The sequence below is a fragment of the Shinella sp. GW821-FHT11G07 genome, from assembly GCF_058808115.1.
The window spans coordinates 56,289-77,286 of record NZ_JBXARJ010000009.1; the positions used below are offsets into that span (position 1 = coordinate 56,289).

The 20,998-nt window shown below is 61.2% G+C and carries 21 protein-coding genes; 19 read left to right on the top strand and 2 right to left on the bottom strand.

Annotated elements, in window-relative coordinates:
• Positions 1-194: 194 nt before the first annotated feature.
• The 8 genes from AC1RT2_RS18245 to AC1RT2_RS18280 all read left to right on the top strand — a co-directional run bounded on the left by AC1RT2_RS18245 (position 195) and on the right by AC1RT2_RS18280 (position 8,770).
• A complete protein-coding gene (locus tag AC1RT2_RS18245) occupies positions 195-1,328 on the top strand; it encodes a transporter substrate-binding domain-containing protein (protein WP_493104115.1) in 1,134 nt (377 codons plus the stop codon).
• A 2-nt stretch (positions 1,329-1,330) separates the two neighbouring features.
• Positions 1,331-1,954 carry an ANTAR domain-containing response regulator gene (locus tag AC1RT2_RS18250; RefSeq protein ID WP_493104116.1) on the top strand — a complete coding sequence of 208 codons (624 nt, stop codon included), beginning with the start codon at positions 1,331-1,333 and terminating at the stop codon, positions 1,952-1,954.
• A gap of 290 nt (positions 1,955-2,244) precedes the next feature.
• The gene (locus tag AC1RT2_RS18255) at positions 2,245-3,090 is read left to right on the top strand and encodes a nitrilase family protein (RefSeq protein ID WP_493104561.1); all 846 of its coding nucleotides are present in this window, start codon (positions 2,245-2,247) and stop codon (positions 3,088-3,090) included.
• A gap of 33 nt (positions 3,091-3,123) precedes the next feature.
• Positions 3,124-4,272: a substrate-binding protein gene (locus tag AC1RT2_RS18260; protein ID WP_069063489.1), complete on the top strand. Its 1,149-nt coding sequence runs from the start codon at positions 3,124-3,126 to the stop codon at positions 4,270-4,272.
• Positions 4,273-4,325: 53 nt separating this feature from the next.
• On the top strand, positions 4,326-5,159 hold the full coding sequence (locus AC1RT2_RS18265; RefSeq protein WP_493104117.1) for a branched-chain amino acid ABC transporter permease: 834 nt from the start codon (positions 4,326-4,328) through the stop codon (positions 5,157-5,159).
• Entirely contained in the window at positions 5,152-6,900 is a 1,749-nt protein-coding gene (locus tag AC1RT2_RS18270; protein WP_493104120.1) for a branched-chain amino acid ABC transporter ATP-binding protein/permease, read from the top strand. Before AC1RT2_RS18265 ends, AC1RT2_RS18270 begins: the two co-directional genes overlap by 8 nt.
• Complete coding sequence (locus AC1RT2_RS18275) at positions 6,893-7,600, top strand: ABC transporter ATP-binding protein (RefSeq protein WP_493104121.1); 708 nt, start codon at positions 6,893-6,895, stop codon at positions 7,598-7,600. The genes AC1RT2_RS18270 and AC1RT2_RS18275 overlap by 8 nt, the downstream gene beginning before the upstream one ends.
• Before the next feature lie 9 nt (positions 7,601-7,609).
• On the top strand, positions 7,610-8,770 hold the full coding sequence (locus AC1RT2_RS18280; protein ID WP_493104123.1) for an amidase family protein: 1,161 nt from the start codon (positions 7,610-7,612) through the stop codon (positions 8,768-8,770).
• Between the two features lie 108 nt (positions 8,771-8,878).
• Here the strand turns inward: AC1RT2_RS18280 and AC1RT2_RS18285 are convergent, their stop codons facing one another.
• Positions 8,879-10,060, bottom strand: coding sequence for a multidrug effflux MFS transporter (locus AC1RT2_RS18285; protein WP_493104125.1), 1,182 nt, complete (start codon positions 10,058-10,060; stop codon positions 8,879-8,881).
• Positions 10,061-10,162: 102 nt separating this feature from the next.
• Entirely contained in the window at positions 10,163-10,582 is a 420-nt protein-coding gene (locus AC1RT2_RS18290; protein ID WP_493104127.1) for an NUDIX hydrolase, read from the bottom strand.
• An 878-nt stretch (positions 10,583-11,460) separates the two neighbouring features.
• Here AC1RT2_RS18290 and AC1RT2_RS18295 point away from each other — a divergent pair.
• The 11 genes from AC1RT2_RS18295 to AC1RT2_RS18345 all read left to right on the top strand — a co-directional run bounded on the left by AC1RT2_RS18295 (position 11,461) and on the right by AC1RT2_RS18345 (position 20,992).
• Complete coding sequence (locus AC1RT2_RS18295; RefSeq protein WP_493104129.1) at positions 11,461-12,135, top strand: DUF1275 family protein; 675 nt, start codon at positions 11,461-11,463, stop codon at positions 12,133-12,135.
• 98 nt (positions 12,136-12,233) lie between these two features.
• Positions 12,234-13,367 (top strand): low temperature requirement protein A, encoded by a 1,134-nt coding sequence (locus AC1RT2_RS18300; RefSeq protein ID WP_493104131.1) that lies wholly within the window; start codon positions 12,234-12,236, stop codon positions 13,365-13,367.
• Positions 13,368-13,504: 137 nt separating this feature from the next.
• A complete protein-coding gene (locus tag AC1RT2_RS18305) occupies positions 13,505-14,428 on the top strand; it encodes a dioxygenase family protein (RefSeq protein ID WP_493104132.1) in 924 nt (307 codons plus the stop codon).
• A 26-nt stretch (positions 14,429-14,454) separates the two neighbouring features.
• Positions 14,455-15,240, top strand: a complete 786-nt coding sequence (locus tag AC1RT2_RS18310) for an SDR family NAD(P)-dependent oxidoreductase (RefSeq protein ID WP_493104133.1) — start codon at positions 14,455-14,457, stop codon at positions 15,238-15,240.
• A gap of 21 nt (positions 15,241-15,261) precedes the next feature.
• Positions 15,262-16,158 (top strand): beta-keto acid cleavage family enzyme, encoded by an 897-nt coding sequence (locus AC1RT2_RS18315; RefSeq protein ID WP_493104135.1) that lies wholly within the window; start codon positions 15,262-15,264, stop codon positions 16,156-16,158.
• 15 nt (positions 16,159-16,173) lie between these two features.
• A complete protein-coding gene (locus AC1RT2_RS18320; protein ID WP_493104137.1) occupies positions 16,174-17,196 on the top strand; it encodes a quinone oxidoreductase family protein in 1,023 nt (340 codons plus the stop codon).
• A 5-nt stretch (positions 17,197-17,201) separates the two neighbouring features.
• Positions 17,202-17,552 (top strand): cupin domain-containing protein, encoded by a 351-nt coding sequence (locus AC1RT2_RS18325; protein WP_493104138.1) that lies wholly within the window; start codon positions 17,202-17,204, stop codon positions 17,550-17,552.
• Between the two features lie 105 nt (positions 17,553-17,657).
• The gene (locus tag AC1RT2_RS18330) at positions 17,658-19,007 is read left to right on the top strand and encodes a dicarboxylate/amino acid:cation symporter (protein ID WP_493104139.1); all 1,350 of its coding nucleotides are present in this window, start codon (positions 17,658-17,660) and stop codon (positions 19,005-19,007) included.
• Between the two features lie 65 nt (positions 19,008-19,072).
• Entirely contained in the window at positions 19,073-19,603 is a 531-nt protein-coding gene (locus AC1RT2_RS18335; RefSeq protein ID WP_493104141.1) for a gamma carbonic anhydrase family protein, read from the top strand.
• Positions 19,604-19,606: 3 nt separating this feature from the next.
• Positions 19,607-20,314, top strand: coding sequence for a CoA transferase subunit A (locus AC1RT2_RS18340; protein WP_493104143.1), 708 nt, complete (start codon positions 19,607-19,609; stop codon positions 20,312-20,314).
• A gap of 12 nt (positions 20,315-20,326) precedes the next feature.
• Positions 20,327-20,992: a 3-oxoacid CoA-transferase subunit B gene (locus AC1RT2_RS18345; protein WP_493104144.1), complete on the top strand. Its 666-nt coding sequence runs from the start codon at positions 20,327-20,329 to the stop codon at positions 20,990-20,992.
• Positions 20,993-20,998 lie beyond the last annotated feature (6 nt).

Genomic DNA, 20,998 nt, shown 5'->3' on the forward strand with positions numbered 1-20,998 from the left:
CGCGGGCGGCACAGCCTTCTCGCAATTGTCGAAACGCCTATCGCCTTGGCGAGAACACCGAGGGCCGGTTTTGTTTGGAAACCGCGCTTTCTATCGTCCTTATCTATCTGTATTCACCAGGGAGGTGGCGTTTTGCTTGCCATGGCCGGTAATAGGTGTGCCTTGTTCCGACCAAGTCGAAATGCTGGAGTGATGTGATGGACAACGAGTGGCGGGTTGGAATTCTTTTCTCTCGCAGCGGCGTGACCGAAGTCACCGAGAGCGAGCATTTCTTCGGGACGGCGCTTGCGATCGAGGAGATCAATGCGGCCGGCGGCGTGCTCGGCAAGCCCATCGTCCCCGTCGCCTATGATCCGGGCGGAGACAATGCCGCCTACAGGGAACTGGCGCGCAAGCTTCTCACCGACGATGACGTGAACATCATTTTCGGCGGCTCCATGTCGGCAAGCCGCAAGGCCGTTCTCCCCATCGTTGAGCGGCACGACGGCCTTCTGTTCTATCCTTCCATGTATGAAGGCTTCGAATATTCGGAGAACGTCGTCTATACCGGGGCGACGCTAAATCAGAATACGTTCGCGCTTGCAGAATATCTGCTTCGCACCTACGGATCGCGCATTCTCTTCGTTGGCGCCGATTACATTTATCCGCGCGAATCCAACCGCGTCATGCGCGACGTGCTGGAGGCGAAAGGCGGCGAAATCGTCAGTGAGCGCTACATTCCGATAAATGCAACGGAGGATACGTTGCGCTCGGTCATTTCCGATGTTCTGCGGCTGAAACCGGATGCGATCTTTTCCACCATCATCGGCCGATCCGCGCAGAAATTCTACCGAATGTATGCCGAGACCGGCATTGATCGCGCAAAGGTGCCCATCGCCAGCCTGACCATGGCGGAAACGGAAATTCGCGAGATCGGGGCGCATCTGTGCACCGGGCACATCCTCTCGGCAACATACTTCCAGACGGTGGAGACGGCGGCTAACGATCGCTTCGTCAGCGCGTTCAAGGCCCGGTTTGGTCCGGAGGTAACGACGAGCGTCTGGTCGCAGCCGGCCTATGTGCAGGTGCATCTCTTCGCTCGGGCTCTCGCCCGCGCCGGATCGCTGGAGACCCACCGCATTTCCGAGGAAATTCTCGCCGAAGAGTTTCTTGCCCCCGAAGGGCGGTTGAGTTTCGATGCCGACACGCGTCATCTTTGGCTGCATCCACGCATCGGCGTTGCCCGAGCCGACGGGCTGTTCGATATCGCCTGGCAGGCGCCAGGTCCGCTACGCCCCGATCCGTATCTTGCCGCCTCGCGGTTCGAAGACGTCTGGCTGGAGGCCTGAACATGGCAGGTCCCGGTAGGATCATGCAGGATCTGCGGCGCGCCAGGGTTCTCGTCGTTCACCCGAGAGACGAGGACGGGGACGCGCTGGTCGCCCATCTCAAACGGCTTGGCTGCGAGGTACGGGCGACTTGGCCCTTGCCATCGGTCTTGCCGGCCGACGTCGATACGGTGTTCCTGCATATCGAGGATGTCCAAGTCGCGAACGCCTTGCATCTGGCCGACCAGCATCAGCCGGCGATCATTGCCATCGTCACCTATGAAAGCCCGACGTCGCTCCAGGCCATTATCGATCTCAATGCCCACGGCGTCATTAGCAAGCCGCTGAGGCCCCTCGGCATCCTCACCCAGTTTGCCCTGGCGCGATACCGGCACAGCTACGAGAAGCGGCTGGCCGGCAAGGTCCAGAAGCTTGAGGACACTCTGAAGGGTCGTCGCCTCGTCGAAAGAGCCGTGTCGGCGCTGCGAACCATCAACGGCCTCGATGAAGAATCCGCCTACAAATTGCTTCGTGATCAGGCAACGGCCAAGCGGATGCCAATGGCGGCGATCGCCGAATCCATCATTGCCGCCCACGAAACCATGAAGAGCCTCGGGCTACAGATAGCCGGACGAAACGACACCTGAGACGAGCGGAAACACGCGTAGACCTGTCGATTATAATCTTTTATTTACAATTAGTTGATTGATTTAAAGAGCCTGCGAAGCCGCATTTCGACGGACCTTTTGTTCTGCATTTTTACAGGCGGGAAAATACACGATCGCCATACTTGACGGCGAACTTCTCCTGTGAAAGTCTTGTGAGAACGAGCAAGATTGCTCAGCGGCAGGGCTGCCGCTTTTTACATGTTGGCTATGTAGCCTCTGGTTCACGGATTGATTTCCGTGCCAGGGGTTTTTTGCGTTTGGAGATAATTTTGGTTCCCAAGACCTCAACCCCGCGCCGCGTGACGATCGCAGCAATTCAATTCGAACCGGTCGTCGGCGATCGTGCCGGCAATCTCGCGGCGATCGAACGCCTGGTGACGCGCGCCGCGAGCAATGGTGCGGAGATTGTCGTCCTGCCGGAACTGGCCGACAGCGGATACAATTTCGACGATGCGGACGAAGTCGCAGAGATGGCGGGCGCGGTTCCGGGAGGAGAGAGCGCAGACGCCCTCTGCCGCCTTGCCATCGAGCAATCCATCCACCTCGTCAGCGGTGTCGCAGAGCGCGATGGCGACCGTTTTTACAACAGTGCGATGATATGCGGCCCGCAGGGGTTTATCGGCAAATACCGCAAACTGCACCTTTGGAACAACGAACATCGCTATTTCGAAAAAGGCGACGTCGGCTTGCCGGTCTTCGACCTGCCGTTCGGGCGCGTCGGCATTGCGATCTGCTACGATGGCTGGTTTCCGGAGACCTTTCGCAAACTCGCGCTCGCCGGTGCCGAGCTCGTCTGCGTTCCGACCAACTGGGTGCCGATGGCCGGCGCGGAAACCGTACCGGAGCCCATGGCAAACATCCTGCACAAGGCAGCAGCGCACAGCAACGGCCTGTTCATCGCCTGCGCCGACCGGATCGGCACGGAGCGGGGCCAGAATTTCATCGGACGCAGCCTGATCCTTGGGCCGCAGGGCTGGCCCATATCCGGCCCTGCAAGTGCCGACCGCGAGGAAATCCTTCTCGCGGACATCGATCTGTCGAGTGTTGCCGACACCCGGGCACTCAACAGTTTCAACCATCTGCTCGGTGATCGCCGGGCGGATGTCTACGGTTGATTCCAACCAACCAAGCCAAGAAAGGGGAACAAAATGAAAAATAAACTTATCACTTTAGCATTGGCGTCAGCGGCATTTGCCACATCCGCTTTTGCAGAGGACCCGATCAAGATCGGCGTTCCTGTCGGTCTCTCGGGCGCCAACAGTGTTGTCGCGCCTTCGGTCGTTCAGGCGGCCGAACTCGCCGTCGAGGAAATTAATGCAAAGGGCGGCGTTCTCGGGCGCCAGTTGCAGCTGGAAATTGCCGACGACGCTTCCGGGGCGGCTGGTGCCCAGAAGGCCTTCGATGCGCTCGTCTTCCAGAAGGAAGTCAATGTCGTCATCTCGATGGAAACAAGCGCTGCGCGCAATGCGGGCCTGCCCATCATCAGCAAGGGTGACGTTCCCTACATCTACACTTCGTTCTACGAGGGAAAGTCGTGTAACGCCAATCTCTTCGTCAATGGCTGGGTGCCGGAACAGCAGGTTCCGCCGGTCGTCGACAACTTCATCAACAAGCAGGGCGCGAAGAAGTTCTTCCTGATCGGCTCCGATTACGCGTTCGGCCGCGGAATGCTCACGTTTGCCAAGGACTACATCACCAAATCCGGTGCTGAAGTGGTGGGTGAGGAATATCTGCCGATAGACGGAAGCGACTGGACGGCCGTTATCTCAAAGGCCAAGTCGTCCGGTGCTGATGCGATCATTACATCGACCGCCGGCGGCGCGCCGAACGTGACCTTGACCAAGCAATTGCGGTCATCCGGCGTCGAGCTACCCTACGGCAATCTCGCGGTCGATGAAGGGACCGCCAAAAGCATGGGAGCCGAAGCCAAGGACATCTTCCTGTCCGCGTCCTATGTCACCGCCATCGAAAGCCCGGAGAACAAGGCATTCCTGGCTGCGATGGAGGCGAAGTTCGGCAAGGAACTGCGCACGCCCAACGACCTGTCCGTGCCGCAGTACGAGGCGATCTATCTCTACAAGGCAGCCGTCGAGAAAGCCGGCTCAATTGATACGGAAGCTGTTATCGAGGCCTTACCGGTTGTTTCCTTCAAGGGACCGCGCGGCGAGGTTTCGATGAGCAAGCAGCATCATGCGCCACTGACGATGTATCTCGGCCAGGTGAAGGACGACGGAAGCGTCGTCGTCGTCGACAGCTTCAAAGATGTCGATCCCGGGGATCAGTGCCCTAACCTGTAATTCTCGTGCGGGGTGGGGCGAAAGCCCCGCCTCCAGCATCGGATTTTTTCGACATGACACTTGTTCTCGATATCGTCAGTACCGCGGCTATCCTGTTCATCGTTGCCGCCGGACTGCTCGCAATCTTCGGCGTGCTGAAGATCATCAACTTCGCCCATGGCGCTTGGCTGACGATCGGCGCCTATTGCGCCGTCGTCGTTGCCGGTCTTGGCCTCAATCCATGGCTCGCGCTTCCGCTTGCCTTCATTGTCGGCGCGGCTTTCGGTGGCCTGACCGAACATTTCATCGTGCGGCCGCTCTACCGTCGCCCGCTGGACGCCATTCTCGCGACCTGGGGTCTCGGCATCGTCATCGGGCAGTTGATCACCTTGTGGTTCGGCCGGGATGTCCAGTTCACCCCGCCGCTGCTGCCGGGCGCGCTCACCTTCCTCGATGTCAGCTACTCGCTTTATCGCCTTTTTGCGATTGTCGCCGCCCTTGCGCTCGGCGTCGGCTTTGCCTTCCTGCTGGACGGCACGCGCCTCGGCCTTTCGGCGAGAGCCGTGATCATGAACGAGACGCTGGCGCGGGCGCTTGGCATCGATACCGAGAAGGTCCGGCTTGCGACCTTCATGATCGGAACCGGTCTTGCCGCATTGGCCGGCGCGCTTCTGGCGCCGCTGACAAGCGTCGATCCCAACATGGGCGTCGCATGGCTCACCGGAGCGTTCATGCTGGTCATGGTCGCCGGTTCGTCTTTCGGTGCACTGGCTGCGGCCTGTCTCGTCTTCGGGGCTGCCCAGGTTCTCGTCAGCATCTATCTCAGCCCGGTTCTCGGCGGCATGGCCGTAGCCGTTCTTTGCGCTGTCACGTTGCGCATCCGCCCGAAAGGATTCGCCCGTGCCTAACAGACATAACCTCCGCCTTGTTCTCCTTGTCGTGCTGGCGATCGTCGGCATCCTGCTCGTTGTGTTCGGGCCGATGTTCCTCGGCCGTTTCAGCCTCAATGTCCTGACGCGCTCGATGATCTATGCAATGCTCGCCATCACCGTCGATCTCCTCTGGGGCTACACCGGCGTGCTGACCTTCGGGCAGGCGGCGTTCTTCGGGGTCGGCGCCTATGCGACGGCAATGGTGCTGACGCATCTTGGCTCGAGCCCTGCCTTCTTCGTGGTGGCGCTGGTCGCGGCTCTGGTCATTCCGCTGCTGCTCGGGCTGGCTGTCGGCTGGTTGTCCTTCTACTACGGATCGACACCACTCTATGCCACCGTGATCTCGCTCGTTGTACCAATCGTCGTCACGCAGGCGGTCTTCTCCGGCGGCGTCTGGACAGGCTCCTCGAGCGGGCTCGTCGGCTACGAAACGCTACCTTTCGGTCTCGCCGGCTACTTTCGTCTGGCAGGCATCTGCCTCGTCATCGTTGCGGCACTCGCGATCCTCTTCGTGCGTTCCGATGCCGGCCGTCTCCTCGCGGCCGTGCGCGACAATGAAGCCCGCGTCGCATATCTCGGCATGAACCCGGCAAGGCTGAAGATCGCCTTGACTGCCGTGCTTGCCGGCGTCTGCGGACTTGCCGGCTTTCTCTACGCCAATGCGTCGGGCGTCGTCGCACCGGAAAACACCGGTTTCGTTTTCGGAACGGAACTGGTCGTCTGGACGGCACTCGGCGGTCGCGGCACGATCATTGGCCCGATATTCGGCGCCATCGGCATCGACTACCTTAGCGCCAACCTGTCTGGCGACCTGCCGTACCTTTGGCAATTGATCGTCGGTGGGCTTTTCGTCGTGATGATCATCCTTCTGCCGGGTGGTCTGGCTTCGCTGGTCACTCGGTTGCTGAAGCCGGGCGGCACAGGGACCAAGCTGACGCCGATCCCGATGCGTCCCTTCGCCGGCAAGGACGAGGGCAGTCTCCTGTCGATCCGCAATCTCGGGAAGTCCTATGGTGCCCTGTCGGTGCTGAAGGGTATCGACCTGGAAGTTCGTTCTGGCGAGCTTGTAAGCCTCGTCGGCCCGAATGGTGCCGGCAAGACGACGATGATGCGTTGCCTGTCCGATGGCAGGGAGCGGGTCGAGGGCGAAGTCGACATTCTCGGCAGGAACATCGCCGGTCACACGCCGGAGAAGATTGTCGCCCTCGGCGTCGGACGAAAGTTCCAGGTTGCCAGCATTTTCGACAGCATGACGATCGGCGAATGCCTGAAGATGGCGCGGTTCAGCCATCAGACGCCGAGCCTGGTCCACTCCGCTACGGAGATCGCAATGCCGGCGCCGGCTGTCGATATCCTTGAACTGACCGGGATGGCCGCCATGCTCGACAAACCTGTGTCCCTGCTTTCTCATGGCCAGCGGCAGGCATTGGAACTCGCGATGGTGGTGGCGCTGCAACCACGCGTCATCCTTCTCGACGAGCCGACTGCGGGTCTGACCAAGACCGAGCGGATGACGATCGGCACCATCCTGAAAAAACTGACGGATGAGATGGGCTTTGCCGCGATCCTGGTCGAACACGATCTCGACTTCGTGCGTGAGATATCGAGCCGCATCGTTGTTCTCCACCAAGGCAAGCTCGTTCTCGACGGAACCGTCGAGGAGGTGGTGAACTCCGAAACGGTCCGTACGATCTACTCAGGAGGCGCTCATGTCTGAGACCGCAAAACTCGAACTTGTCGGCGTGTCGAGTGGCTACGGTGTCATCGATGTCATCAACGATGTGTCTCTTTCGATCCCGTCCGGTGAAATCTTCGCGCTGCTCGGCAAGAATGGCATGGGCAAGACGACGCTGCTCAAGACGATCCTGGGTTTCCTGGGCCAGAGTGGTGGGACCATCAAAGTCGATGGATCGATCATTTCGGGAAGGAAATCGGCTCAACTGATCGCATCGGGCATCGGCTATGCTCCACAGGAGCTGCCACTTTTCCAGGATCTCGCCATCCGCGACAATCTTCGTCTCGCCTTGAAAAGTGACAGGCTTCTGCCCGATGCGCTGGATCGGGTCTACGCCTACTTCCCGTTTCTCAAGGATCGCCTTGCCCAGAAGGCCGGCACGCTTTCCGGCGGCGAACAGAAAATGCTCATCCTGGCGCGCGCCCTCATGTTGCGTCCGAAGTTGCTCCTGATCGACGAGATCTCCGAGGGCCTGCAGCCGTCCGTCGTCCAGAATATCGCAAGGGCGCTGAAGGAAGACCGCGAGCGGTGGGGCACCACCGTGCTGCTTGTCGAGCAGAACCTGGATTTCGCGCTTTCGGTCGCAGACCGGTGGGGGATCCTCAAGCTCGGCGCTATCCAGGAAGTCAGTGCGAACGGCCCTGATAGTGCAGGCCGCGTCATGCAGCATCTGAAGATCTAGGCGGCGGCCATGGCGGACCGGTGGAATGCGTTCGTGCCCTATCCGAGCAAAGCGGTGCAGCATGCGCCCACCGGCCCCCTGTCCGGTCTGCGACTGGCGGTGAAGGATCTCTTCGATGTCGTCGGATATCCGACGGCTGCGGGAAATCCGGTCTTGCTCGCCGCTTCGGGTAACAAGACGGAGACGGCGCCGGTCGTACAGACGTTGCTCGATGCCGGCGCGCGCTTTGTCGGCAAAACCAACACCGACGAGCTTGCCTATTCCTTGATCGGCGACAATGTTCATTTCGGAATGCCGATCAATCCGCGACACCCGGAGCGGATCCCCGGCGGCTCATCGTCCGGTTCGGCTGTCGCCGTCGCCGCGGGCCTGGCGGATATTGGCCTTGGCACGGACACGTCAGGCTCGGTCAGGCTGCCGGCTGCGATCAATGGCGTCGTAGGTCTGCGGCCCACCCATGGGACACTGAACACAGCCGGTTTGCGCCCGCTCGCTCCGAGCTTCGACGTTCTCGGTTTTATGACCGCGCATCTCCAGCACATGGCGCAGGTCGCCGGCTCGGTCGGCCTTCCGACCGTTCCGGGCCAAACAACATCCATTGTGATCGCGGAAGACATTCTGCAATCGATCGATCCGGCCATCGCCGATGCGCTGGTTGCATGCATGCACTCGACCGCCGTGCCGCTCCAGTGTGTCCGTTCCCTGTCTTCGATTGGGTACGACGACCTTGCGTCGGCTTTCGTTACGATCCTGCAGAGCGAAGCCTGGGAAAGCAATCGGTCGTTCTTCGAGCTCCACGGTTCGACGATTGCGCCGAGCATCGCGGCCCGCCTCCTGTCCGGGTCGCGGCTGACGCCGGCCGTGGTGAAGGAGGCGCAGGCGATCAGGAGGGTTTTTCGCAGGGAAATGAATGCTGCCTTTGCAGACGGCGCGTTGCTTGCCTTGCCAACGCTGGCGGCGAGCCCCCCGCGTCGTGAAGCCACCGCGGATCAACTTGCCGAATTCCGTTCGGCCTGCATTCCCTATTTATGTCTTGCCGGCCTTGGCGGTTACCCGCAACTGGCATTTCCGGTTTCGGTGGGTGATCGGGAGTTCTCACTGTCGTTCATCGGAGCAGCGAATGCAGATTTGTTGCTTGTGGACACCGCACTGCGGGTCCGAATGCCGTGATCCGACCGATCCATGACAGGGCTGCGGACGAGTGGATGGTGAGCTCCCGTGGGGCAATCCGGGACCAATGTTGGTGCATGTTTGCGAAATCAGGATTTCTGCGACGCTCTATCGAACAACCTCTATTGGAATCGTAGAGCCGCGCGCCGACAGTTCAGCCAGGATCAGCGAAAACATACCGGCGATGAAGAGACCGCAGGCCAGGTTGAGGGGTGTGCCGTCGTAGAAATGGCCAATCGTTATCGCAAATACCGTGGCGACGAGGCTGGAACCGGAGGCGATCAGCGAGGCGGCCAATCCGGCGGCCTGTCCAAGCGGGCGCATCGCCATGGCGTTGAGATTGCCGAAGAGTATGCCAATTGAGAAGAAGGCGGCATAGGTCAGGGCCAGAAGGATCGCAAGCGGCAGATGCCCGTCGAAGGCGAGGACCACGGAGAGCATCGCCATCCCCGCCAGCATGAGGCCGAGAAAGCCGATGCGCGCCATGGCATCCATGCCGTAGCGTGGCACCAGCTTCGCATTGAGAAACGAGGCAAGTCCGATGCCGGTGGCCAGCATGGCAAAATAGAGCGGAAAGGTCTCCGCGATCCCGTATGCATCGTAAAAGAGGTCGGCGGCTGTGCTCAGATAAAGAAGTTGCGCTCCAAAAACGAAGCCGGTGGCGATGATCAGTAGCGCTACGCGACGGTTCGTGAGAATGCGCTGCGCGTTGCGGAACAGCAGTTTTGGCCGAAAGGCGATCCGTCGCTCCGGCGGCAGGGTTTCCGGCTGGCGCAGCAATAGCCAAAGGCCGAGGAAGCCGGCGAACACCAGGTAGAAGATGAAGATGCTGCGCCATCCCGCGGTGAGGATGACAGCTTGCGCCAAGGCTGGCGCCAGCATCGGTACGAGAATAAACAGCGTGAACATGAAGGACATGACGCGGGCCATGGCGTCACCTTCAAATTGGTCGCGAATCATTGCTCGCGTTGCAATCTTGGGGCCGGAAACACCGACTCCCTGCAGGAAACGTCCCAGGATAACCATTTCCAGCGAGCCCGCCAGCATAGCGATGATGGTTCCGGCCGCATAGACACCGAGGCCGAGGACAAGCGCCTTCTTCCGGCCCAGCGCATCGGAAATCGGCCCCAGCAGCAGTTCTCCAAATGCCATGCCGAAGATGAACAGCGATATGACATGCTGCGTCGACAATGGTGGTGAAACGCCGACATCGGCTCCGATTGCCCGCAGACCCGGCAAAAGTGCGTCGATGCTAATGGAGGTCAGCGACGTGAGCAGGGCGTAGAGCACTATGCGTTCACGCAAGCTGATAGATACGGTCTTCAGATTCGTATTCCTCCAAACAGCCTTGCTGCATCTATCGCACCCCTGGAGAGCGCCTGAAAGCCCAGGTCAGGCGTTCTTCAGGAGATAGTCGCGCAATCTGCTTTTCAAACTTTCGACGACCTCGGAGTGATCCAGGAACTCGGCAATCGGCATGATTGCCCATTGCTGACCTTCGTCGCCAAACCTTATCGGCCCGAAGCCGTCTTCAAGCTTTGCAACAAAGAAATAGCTCCCAGGGTCGGTCGAAATCGGCGCCGGATAGTGTCGCTCCCATACGATCCACTCGGGATCGATTGTGATATCGAACTCCTCTTGCGTCTCCCGGTTTGCGCACTCCATCGGAGTTTCACCCTCTTCGCGCCCTCCTCCGGGAAGATCCCGCATGCCGGGAAACGGGATGTCCGGTTTCTGGTCGCGCTGATAGGCGATCAGTTGCCCTTGATAAAGCAATGCGATTTTTGCGCCTTTGAAAGGGAGAAATGTCATCTGCCAAACTCTGGGCTCGCCGGAACGAGAGCCGATTCTCGCCGGGGATTTCACGGGGCAGGATACACCATGCCCGTCTCCGGAACAGGTCGCCCGCAATGACTGCGTATGCCCGAAGTAGCTGACGACTATTTGGGCCGGACAGTCCGGTTCGCTTCATCAAGGCTTCCGTTAAGACGGCACCTCAGTGAATACGAGGGAAGTCAGCCCGCCACGGCAATAGAGAAATCCAAGACCGGCGTTTCCGAGCGAGGGCACGCCTGCCAGTAAATCTGAGCGGTTTCGGCAAAATTCCGAACTTTCGTTCAAGTCGCCGGCGGGCCGGGCGACTACCATTGCAATCATCGAACTGTTCTTCGGAGTGCAAACGATGACGGCCCTTCCCCTTCTGCCCCCATCGAGCCCTTGCTCCTGATCGTCGACCAGCAGGCGGGGCTCGCATTCGGTGCGGGATCCGACGATCGCCAGCCGCTGGTTGGCAATACGGTAGCCCTTGCCAGGACAGCACGTCTTTTCAACCTGCCGATTGTCGTGTCGACCTCCGCATCCAGGGTTTATAGCGACCCCCTGATGCCGACGATCCGGGCAAGCGCCAGCAAAGGGCAACGACCCGTCGATCATCGCATTCGATGCTCAAAGTCGGCGCGGGAGCTTCGCGTTTCCCGATCTAATTATTTCGTATTTCGCAATTCACTCAAAATTATTGTTGCAGTTATTCGGCGCAATCAAACACGCTACATCTTTCTTCACCGGGCGGCTACTGGGTGAACCGAAGAGATCAAGCAGGCCCAGATGCTGCCTCCCATCCGCCGGGAACCGAGCTGCCCCAGGGGCAGAATTTCGCTTTCCGGCCTTCATGAGCAACCAGCGAGGGGACAATGCTGAACATACTTCGTGGGAAAAGCAATTCACTGGCGCTGGCATTCGTTTCCGGATTTGCGGACGCGCTCTTCTTCATTCACTTGGGCGGCCTTTTCGTTGGGCTGGTCACCGGCAATGTCGTGCTGTTGGGGCTGGGTCTGGTTGGCCATGAAAAAGGCGGCCTGCGTGATCTCCAGCTCATGACATTCCCGCTCTTCATGGCGGGTGCAGGCTTTGCGGCCGTCATGGTCGCCCGGATCAAGCCTCTCGAACGCGCGACGTTCTGGACGCTCATCATCGCCGCAGCGGCGTTCGCAACGGCCGGCCTTCTTGCCATCTTCGACGCCGGGCCGGTGTCGGCGTGTGCGCTTCTCGCGGTTGTCGCGATGGGGATGTTGACGGCGATCGAGCGCCTCGACCCCAGGCTCGGCCCACCGTTTTCACTGATGACAGGCAACATCGCCGGGCTCGCCGTCGCCGCTGCCCGTCGTCTCGTCGGCTATAGCGAGAAACCTGAAGAGTGGGGGCAATCGCTGACGTCGATCATCCTGGTGCTCGGCTTCGTGGCGGGATGTGCGGCCGGGGCGTTCGCGCAAGTGACGGTAGGCGTTGCCGGCATGCTTTTGCCAGCTCTCTTGCTGCTTCTGGTCGGCCTTTTCTATTCGCCAAAGAGCGCGCAAAAGCCGAACTGAACGAATGGGCAATGTTGTTTGCCCCCGCAGGCGCAATCGCCCCCTTTCCACGTCATCTCGAAGGTAGGTCAGCCTTGTCCAGGATAGCTTCATTCAGGTTGGCCCCGCGCGATCGCGGCGAGACCAACCGCGACTCGACCTCGCTCGAGTTGATGTTCGATCTTGCCACCGTCGTGACGGTGGCTGCCGCCGCGCACGCACTGGCGCAAGACATCGAAGCCGGCGATCTTGCGCTTGGTGCCATCCGGTTTGCCTGCAGCTTTTTCATGGCCTGGCTGGCCTGGGCAAACTACACGTGGTTCGCTTCGGGGTATGACAACAAGTCGGCCGCATTCCGTGTGGTGACGATGATCATCATGTTTGGATCGTTGACGCTCGCCGGAGGGATTCGAAGCGGCCTCGGCGATCAGCCGCATTGGCTCGTCCTCATCGGCTTCAGCATCATGCGGCTTGGCATGATTGCGCTGTGGCTGGGTGCCGCGAACGGGGATCGACAGGGCCGCCCGACGGCCCTGCGTTACGTGGCCGGGATCGGCGCCATGCAGATCTACTGGAACACCTTGATCATCCTGGTTTCTCCGCAGGCGCCGTTCTACTTCCCTCTCTTTGCACTCGGTGCTCTCGGCGAGCTGGCCGTCCCTGCACTGGCGGAGCGACGGGGCGCCAGCAACTGGCACCACGGTCACATCATCAATCGCTACAACTCCTTCAACATCATTGTCCTTGGCGAGTGTTTTGCCGCCGTCGCCTTGATTATCTCGGGCCCGGCGACGCCGCAGTTCCAGCATTTCTGGTGGGCGGCCCTATGTTCCATCATCGCCTTTTCGATGTGGGGGCTCTACTTCGACCGCAACGAACAACTGCTCGGCCGCAAGCTCAGTGTCGTTCTTACCTGGGCGTACGGTCATTGTGTGCTCTTTGCGGCGGGAGCAGCGACGGCTGCCGGTTTTGCTGTGCTTCTCGCGGATGCCGGCAATGGAACCGGTTCGAAACAGCATATCGCTCTCGCTTTCGGCATCCCGATCGCGGTGTACCTGACTGCCCTCTGGCTGGTTCGCGACCGGACGTCCAGGCATGGCTCGATGCACTGGCTGCTCTTGCTGGTTGCTGCTTTGGTTCTCGCGAGCAGCGTCTTCATCGCCGCCCATGCGCTGGAATCGATCGCGGTACTGCTGGTTGTCGCCGTATCGGTACGACGCCGGCTGTATCCGGCAGGCTCGCGCGCCGATTGATCGCCATTGCGCGAACCCGCCGTCTTCAGGGGAATACAACCGCTATTTGGGCCATCTGTCAAAAAGTATGCCTTCGCACTCTTGACAATGTGCAATCGTTCGCATTAATCATGCAATCGATTGCAGGAGGCAAAGCCATGGATACGGCAAAGACACAGACCCGGCAAGGTCACATCATTGAAAACCAGGAGGAGGTGACGGACGTCGTGCTTGATGCGATGTCGCGCGCGCCGAACGACCGTCTCAGGGAGGTCATGGAATCGCTCGTCAGGCATTTGCATGCCTTCGCCCGCGAGGTCCGCCTCACCGAAGGGGAGTTCGAACAGGGCGTCGATTTCCTCAACCGGATCGGTCAGGCAACCAACGACGCGCACAATGAAGGCGTTCTGGCCTCTGATGCGCTTGGTTTTTCGACCCTGGTCTGCCTGCTGAACAATGGCCAGAACGGTGCGACGGAAACCGCTGCGGCGCTGCTCGGCCCGTTCTGGCGGATGCATTCGCCTGCCACCGAGAACGGCGGTTCGATCATCCGCTCGCAAACGCCAGGATCCGCGCTCTTCGCCGGATGTCGCATCACCGATCCCGAGGGGCAGCCGATCGAGGGCGTCGAAATCGACGTCTGGCAGGCGTCACCCGCCGGCCTCTACGAGAACCAGGATCCGGATCAGGCGAACATGAACCTGCGCGGCAAGTTCCGCACCGATGCAGAGGGCCGCATCGCCTTCCGCTCGGTCAAGCCCGCGGGCTACCCGGTGCCGACCGATGGGCCGGTGGGAGAGTTGCTGCGCGCGCAGCTACGCCATCCCTATCGCCCGGCCCACCTGCATTTTCTCTGCTTCAAGCCGGGCTACAGGACGCTCATCACCCAGATCTTTGTCGATGACGACGAGCATCTGGAAAGCGACGTGGTGTTCGGCGTGACGCGCCACCTGATCGGCGACTTTGCGCAAGGAACGGGCGAGCCGCCGGCGGCCGATGTGAACGGCCCCTGGTACCGCCTTGCCTATGAATTCGTGATGGAGCGCGGCGAGGCCACGCTTCCGACGCCGCCAATCCGCTGACCCCCAACCTTGAACGGATGATCCTCATGTCGAACACGGCACAGTCTGAACGTAAAACCTATCCGCGCTCGCTCAAGGGCAAGGTGGCTCTCGTCGTCGGCGGAGCCGGCGCGATCGGCGCCGCGACCAGCCGCATGCTCGCCGCCGCAGGTGCGACTATCGTCATCACCCATATGGACACGGAGCGTGACACGCAGGCGGCAAAGACGCTGATTGCGGAACTCGGCGCGCCGCACGCGGCCTATGTCGCCAATGTCGTCGACACCGCTTCCCTCGTGGCGCTTCGCACGGTGCTCGAAAAAGAACATGGACGCCTCGACATTCTGGTCAATGCCGCCGGCTTCACCAAGCCCGTGCCGCATGCGGACCTCGACGCGCTCACCGACGAGCTGATCGATCTCATGCTGCAGGTCAACTGGCGCGGTCAGTTTGCGACGATCCGCACCTTCGCGCCGCTCTTGAAGGCATCCGGTGACGGTCTGGTCGTGTCGATCTCGTCGATTGCGGCCTTCACCGCCATCGGTTCGTCCATCGCCTATTGCGCGGCGAAGGCCGGCATCGATGTCATGACCAAGGCTCTGGGGCGAGCGCTCGCGCCGGAAGTGCGTGTTCTCGCCGTATCGCCCGGTGTCGTCGATACCGAGTTCGTTCCGGGGCGCAGCGCGGACTTCAACGACAAGGTCATGGCCTCGACGCCTCTCAAGCGGATCGGTGACGCCGAAGACATTGCCGCGGCGATCACCGCCTGCGCCACCATGCTCGGCTATTCGACCGGACACATCATTCAGGTCGATGGTGGCCGCGCGCTCTAGCCGGACCAACGGGAGGAAACAATGACACGCGCACCGCTCCAAAAAATCTTCATCACCTGTGCGATCACCGGCAACCTCACCAAGCCGGGGCAGACGCCGCATCTGCCGATCACGCCGCAGCAGATCGCCGATTCCGCGCTGGAAGCGGCCGAAGCCGGGGCGGCGATCGCCCACATCCATGTCCGCGATCCCGAGACCGGGCAGCCGTCGATGGATCTCGACCTTTACCGCGAGGTTCTCGATCGCATCCGGTCGAAGAATGCCGACCTTATCATCAATCTGACGACGGGTCCGGGCGGCCGGTTCGTGCCGTCGCAGCACGATCCGAAGGTTGCGGCCGAGGGCACGACGCTGATGGTACCCGAACGCCGCGTCGATCATATCGTCGCTCTGAAACCCGACATCTGCACCCTCGACCTCAACACCATGAATTCGGGCGGCCAGGTCGTCATCAACACGCCGGAAAATGCGCGCCGCATGGCGAAGGTGATCACCGAGGCGGGCGTCAAACCGGAGATCGAGCTGTTCGATTCCGGCGATATGGCGCTCCTTCACGATCTCGTCGCCGACGGCACGCTCACGGGGCCGCTCCTTACCTCCTTCGTCATGGGCGTGAAATACGGCTTCCAACCGTCGTCCGAGACCGTGCTCTACGCACGCGGGTTGCTGCCGGCCAATGCCGTCTTCACGGCCATCGGCATCGGCCGGTCGGCCTTCCAGATGCTCGCCCTGTCCTACCTGGCCGGCGGCCATATCCGGGTCGGGCTCGAAGACGCCGTCTACATCGACCGCGGCGTGCTCGCGCCTTCCAATGCAGCCCTTGTCGCGAAAGCCCGCCGCATTGCCGAAGATCTGGGTGCCCAGATCGCAAATCCATCCGAAGCGCGCCGCATTCTCGGCTTGCGCGAAGCTGCGTGACAGGAGGCCACCGTGATGAACAACGAAGATCCGAACATCAAAACGGCAACGATGGTGAGGGGCCTGCGTCTCCATGCCAATGCGCCGAGCTACGATACGATCAAGCTCCCCATCGAGACGCATCCGCTAAGGCCGCTTCGGCCGGGTGAAGTGCTTGTCGAAATCCATGCGGCGGCCGTCAATCCGGCCGATGCCAAGGCGGCAACCGGCCTGATGCCCTATGCGGTGTTTCCGCGAACGCCGGGACGCGATTTCGCGGGCCAGGTGGTGGCAGGCCCGCAGGAGTTAGCCGGAAAGCTGGTCTTCGGTTCATCCGGCGATCTCGGCATCCGGCAGGACGGCTCGCATGCGAGCCATATGATCGTCGAGGCCGACGCCGTCGTCGAGGTTCCGGACGGGATCGACATCAAGGCTGCGGCAGGGATCGGCGTGCCCTTCGTCACGGCCTGGAAAGGCCTGGATCGGGTCGGGCTGCCCGAGGCTGGCGAGACCGTGCTCATCCTCGGCCTCAACGGCAAGGTGGGGCAGGCTGCGGCGCAGATCGCAACTTGGCGCGGCGCCCGCGTCATCGGCGTCGTGCGCCGGGACGAACCCTATCAGGGGCACACCAACGCACCGATCGAGGTCATCGCTGCCGACAGGACGGATGTGCCTGCGCTGGTTCGTGAACTGACCGGCGGCAAGGGAGCTGCTATCGTTTACAACACCGTCGGCGACCCGTTCTACGAGATCGGCCAGAAATCACTCGCCGTTGGGGGCAGGGCCATCTTCATCGCGGCGGTCGATCGCTTCGTTACCTTCGACCTGCTTGCCTTCTACAAGGGGCAGCATACCTATGTCGGCATCGACACGATCTCGCTGAGCTCGGTCGAGACGGGCGCGATCCTCAAACAGCTGGCGCCGGGCTTTGCCGCCGGCAAGCTCAAGCCCTTTCCCATTCTTCCGAGCGCGATCTATTCGTTCGAAAACGCCTACGACGCCTACCAGGCCGTCATGGCGTCCTCGCGCGACCGTATCGTGCTGGTCCCGGGAGCGTAGACGCCATGCACGTCGTCAAGTTCGCCGACGCGCCGCCCTACCAGGCGGCAGGCCACGACAAAATGCGGATGGTTCGCCTGCAGGGCCGCGAGGCCGGGCCTTCCGACACGGCTTGGCTCGGCGTGTCGATCCTTGAGCCGGGCGGCGGCACGACCCTCGACAGTTCGTCCGTCGAAAAACTCTACGTCGTTCTCGACGGCGAGGTCACGGTGTCGAACGGCGTCGAGGAGGTCGTGCTTGCGCCGTGGGATTCCTGTCGTGTCGCGCCCAGCGAGGGGCGGAAACTTTTCAACGCGACCGACCGACCGGCGACGATCCTGCTGGTAATGCCGCTGCCGCCAGCTCAGCCGCTGTAAGGCCGGCGCGAGCTAACCGCTCGCCTACCTCGAAGTTCCGATTCCAGTTCACGTGACGGGTTGCCCGTCGCGGCAATCTTGCTCATTCCGAAGGGAGGATCTTCCATGACGCATGCTTCCACTGCTCCAAAGCCGCGCAAGGCTTGGTATCAGATACTCTACGTACAGGTTATGATCGGCATCGCACTCGCGATCGTCTTTGGTCATTTCTGGCCGGAGTCGGCGATCGAGATGAAGCCGCTCGGCGACACCTTCATCAAACTGATCAAGATGATCATCGCGCTCGTCATCTTCTGTACCGTCGTATCGGGCATCGCCGGCATGAACGACCTGAAGAAGGTCGGCCGCGTCGGTGGCAAGGCGCTGCTCTATTTCGAGGTCGTCTCGACACTCGCGCTCGCCATCGGTCTGGTGATCGGCAATGTGCTCAAGCCCGGTGCCGGCTTCAACGCCGATCCCGCCACGCTCGATGCCGATGCCGTCAGTGTCTATGCCGGTAAGGCTGCGGAGCAATCCGTCACCGAATTCCTCATGAACATCGTGCCGAAGACGGTGGTCGATGCTTTCGCGCAGGGTGACATTCTTCCCGTCGTATTGATCTCGGTCCTGTTCGGTTACGTCCTGTCGCATCTCGGTGATCGCGCCAAGCCGATCCGCGATGTCATCGATGCCAGCTCGCATCTCGTGTTCGGTGCCATCAACGCGATCATGCGCCTCGCTCCGATCGGTGCGTTCGGCGCCATGGCTTTCACCATCGGCAAGTACGGTGTGTCGTCGCTCGGCCCGCTCGCCTTCCTGATCGGCACCTTCTATCTCACCAGCATCCTTTTCGTTTTTGGCGTGCTCGGCCTGATCTCCTGGTGGACCGGCTTCAGCATCATCAAGTTTCTGGCCTATATCAAGGAAGAGATCCTGATTGTCCTCGGCACCTCGTCATCCGACTCGGCGCTGCCGAGCCTGATGGAAAAGCTGACCCATGCGGGCGTCGCCAAACCCGTCGTCGGTCTGGTGGTGCCCACCGGCTATGTGTTCAACACCGACGGATCGTCCATCTACATGACGCTTGCCGCCCTGTTCGTTGCCCAGGCAACCAATACGGACCTTTCGCTCAGCCAGCAGTTCGCCATCTTCGGCGTCGCCATGGTTACGTCCAAGGGCGCGTCGGGCGTCACCGGCGCCTCGTTCATCGCCCTTGTCGCTACGCTCTCCGTGGTGCCCGCAATCCCGGTGGCGGGCATGGCGCTCATCCTCGGCATCGATCGCTTCATGAGCGAGGCGCGCGCCCTGGTTAACATGATCGGCAACGGCGTTGCGGCGATCGTCATGGCGAAATGGGAAGGGGAACTGGACGAGGCCCGTCTCCAGGCGGTGCTTGCAGGCAGTCCGCTGGCCGATACCGAAGCCGTCGATGACCTGGACGTCATTCCGGCCCCGGAACTCGCGTCGAAGATCTGAGAGTGGTGGGGGCCGCGGCAAACGCGGCCCCGGGCGCCCGATCACGGTTACCAATGGAGTATGAAATGCCCCTCTACGATCTCGAAGACCACAGGCCGGTCCTTGACGAACAATTGGGATGGATCGCGCCGGATGCCCAGGTCATCGGCAGGATCCGCGTCGGAAAGGACAGCAGTGTGTGGTTCGGCGCCGTCCTGCGCGGTGACAACGAACTGATCGACCTCGGTGCCCGCAGCAATGTGCAGGACGGCGCGATCCTCCATACCGATCCGGGTTTTCCGCTCGAAATCGGCGAAGACTGCACGATCGGCCATCGGGCTGTCCTCCATGGCTGCACGATCGGCAAGGGCACGCTCATCGGCATGGGGGCGATCGTCATGAATGGTGCCGAGATCGGAGAAGGCTCGCTTGTCGGGGCGGGGGCGCTGGTCACGGAAGGCAAGTCGTTTCCGCCTCGCTCGATGATCCTCGGCTCGCCCGCAAAGCTCGTGAAGACGCTTTCGGAAGAAGAATCCGAACGCTTCAAGGCTTCGGCGCAGCGCTACGTACAGAACGCGATCCGCTATCGCGACCATCTCGTTTCAAAGGGAATATGACCCATGAAGAAGGTAATGAGCAGCGCGACCGAAGCATTGGCCGGTCGCCTCAAGAACGGCATGACGATCCTCTCGGGCGGCTTCGGGCTGAGCGGGATACCGGAAGCCCTGATTCTGGCGATCCGTGAATCCGGCGTGACCGGCCTGACCGTGATCTCCAACAATGCCGGTGTCGACGGGATCGGCCTCGGTGTCCTGCTGGACTCGCGCCAGATCCGCAAGATGGTCTCGTCCTATGTCGGCGAGAACAAGACCTTTGCACAGCAGTTTCTGTCAGGCGAACTCGAACTCGAATTCACCCCGCAGGGCACGCTTGCCGAGCGCATTCGCGCAGGCGGGGCCGGCATCCCGGCCTTCTACACGCGCACCGGGGTCGGCACCCTCGTCGCGGACGGCAAGGAGAGCCGCGACTTCGACGGCGAGACCTATGTCATGGAAAAGGGTCTGCGCGGCGATCTCGCCATCGTGCACGCCTGGCAGGGCGATAGCGAGGGAAACCTGATCTATCGCTACACCGCGCGCAACTTCAATCCGATGATGGCAACCGCGGCGGACTTCACCGTCGCCGAGGTCGAGCACATCGTGGCAGTCGGCGACCTGAACCCCGACGGGATCCATACACCCGGCATCTATGTCGACCGGATCGTGCACGTCGCCAATCCCGAAAAGCGCATCGAACAACGCACGACCAGACCGCGGACCGCGGCGTAGGAGAGATAACCGATGGCATGGACTCGCGATCAAATGGCGGCACGCGCCGCCAAGGAACTGCAAGACGGTTTCTACGTCAATCTCGGCATCGGCATTCCCACGCTGGTCGCCAATCACATTGCGCCCGGCATCAGTGTGCAATTGCAATCCGAGAACGGAATGCTCGGCATGGGACCGTTCCCCTTCGAGGGCGATGAGGACGGCGACCTGATCAACGCCGGCAAGCAGACCATCACCGCGCTGCCGACGACCAGCTTTTTCTCGTCCGCCGACAGCTTTGCCATGATCCGCGGCGGGCATATCGACATCTCGATCCTCGGCGCCATGGAGGTGGCCGCCAACGGCGACCTCGCCAACTGGATGATCCCGGGCAAGATGGTCAAGGGCATGGGCGGCGCGATGGACCTGGTGGCCGGCGTCAAGCGCGTCGTCGTGGTCATGGAGCATGTCGCCAAGGACAAGACCGGCGCCGTCCAGCCAAAGCTGGTCCCGCAGTGCTCGCTGCCCCTGACGGGCAAGGGCGTTGTCGATCTCGTGATCACCGACCTCGGCGTCTTCCGGCCGCTTCGTGGCGATCGTCCTGCATTCGAGGTTCTCGAACTCGCCGATGCCGTAGCGATCGAAGACGTACGAGCCGCCACAGGCAGCGAGATCGTCGTTTCATCGCATTTGACCTAGGCGCCT

Excerpts from the sequence above, each read along its gene's own strand:
- AC1RT2_RS18295 (WP_493104129.1), top strand. The coding sequence starts at position 11,461 with ATGCTGAACATACTTCGTGGGAAAAGCAATTCACTGGCGCTGGCATTC.
- AC1RT2_RS18345 (WP_493104144.1), top strand. The coding sequence starts at position 20,327 with ATGGCATGGACTCGCGATCAAATGGCGGCACGCGCCGCCAAGGAACTG.
- AC1RT2_RS18265 (WP_493104117.1), top strand. The coding sequence starts at position 4,326 with ATGACACTTGTTCTCGATATCGTCAGTACCGCGGCTATCCTGTTCATC.
- AC1RT2_RS18325 (WP_493104138.1), top strand. The coding sequence starts at position 17,202 with ATGCACGTCGTCAAGTTCGCCGACGCGCCGCCCTACCAGGCGGCAGGC.
- AC1RT2_RS18330 (WP_493104139.1), top strand. The coding sequence starts at position 17,658 with ATGACGCATGCTTCCACTGCTCCAAAGCCGCGCAAGGCTTGGTATCAG.
- AC1RT2_RS18280 (WP_493104123.1), top strand. The coding sequence starts at position 7,610 with ATGGCGGACCGGTGGAATGCGTTCGTGCCCTATCCGAGCAAAGCGGTG.
- AC1RT2_RS18340 (WP_493104143.1), top strand. The coding sequence starts at position 19,607 with ATGAAGAAGGTAATGAGCAGCGCGACCGAAGCATTGGCCGGTCGCCTC.
- AC1RT2_RS18305 (WP_493104132.1), top strand. The coding sequence starts at position 13,505 with ATGGATACGGCAAAGACACAGACCCGGCAAGGTCACATCATTGAAAAC.
- AC1RT2_RS18335 (WP_493104141.1), top strand. The coding sequence starts at position 19,073 with ATGCCCCTCTACGATCTCGAAGACCACAGGCCGGTCCTTGACGAACAA.
- AC1RT2_RS18310 (WP_493104133.1), top strand. The coding sequence starts at position 14,455 with ATGTCGAACACGGCACAGTCTGAACGTAAAACCTATCCGCGCTCGCTC.
- AC1RT2_RS18315 (WP_493104135.1), top strand. The coding sequence starts at position 15,262 with ATGACACGCGCACCGCTCCAAAAAATCTTCATCACCTGTGCGATCACC.
- AC1RT2_RS18260 (WP_069063489.1), top strand. The coding sequence starts at position 3,124 with ATGAAAAATAAACTTATCACTTTAGCATTGGCGTCAGCGGCATTTGCC.
- AC1RT2_RS18290 (WP_493104127.1), bottom strand. The coding sequence starts at position 10,582 with ATGACATTTCTCCCTTTCAAAGGCGCAAAAATCGCATTGCTTTATCAA.
- AC1RT2_RS18275 (WP_493104121.1), top strand. The coding sequence starts at position 6,893 with ATGTCTGAGACCGCAAAACTCGAACTTGTCGGCGTGTCGAGTGGCTAC.
- AC1RT2_RS18320 (WP_493104137.1), top strand. The coding sequence starts at position 16,174 with ATGAACAACGAAGATCCGAACATCAAAACGGCAACGATGGTGAGGGGC.
- AC1RT2_RS18250 (WP_493104116.1), top strand. The coding sequence starts at position 1,331 with ATGGCAGGTCCCGGTAGGATCATGCAGGATCTGCGGCGCGCCAGGGTT.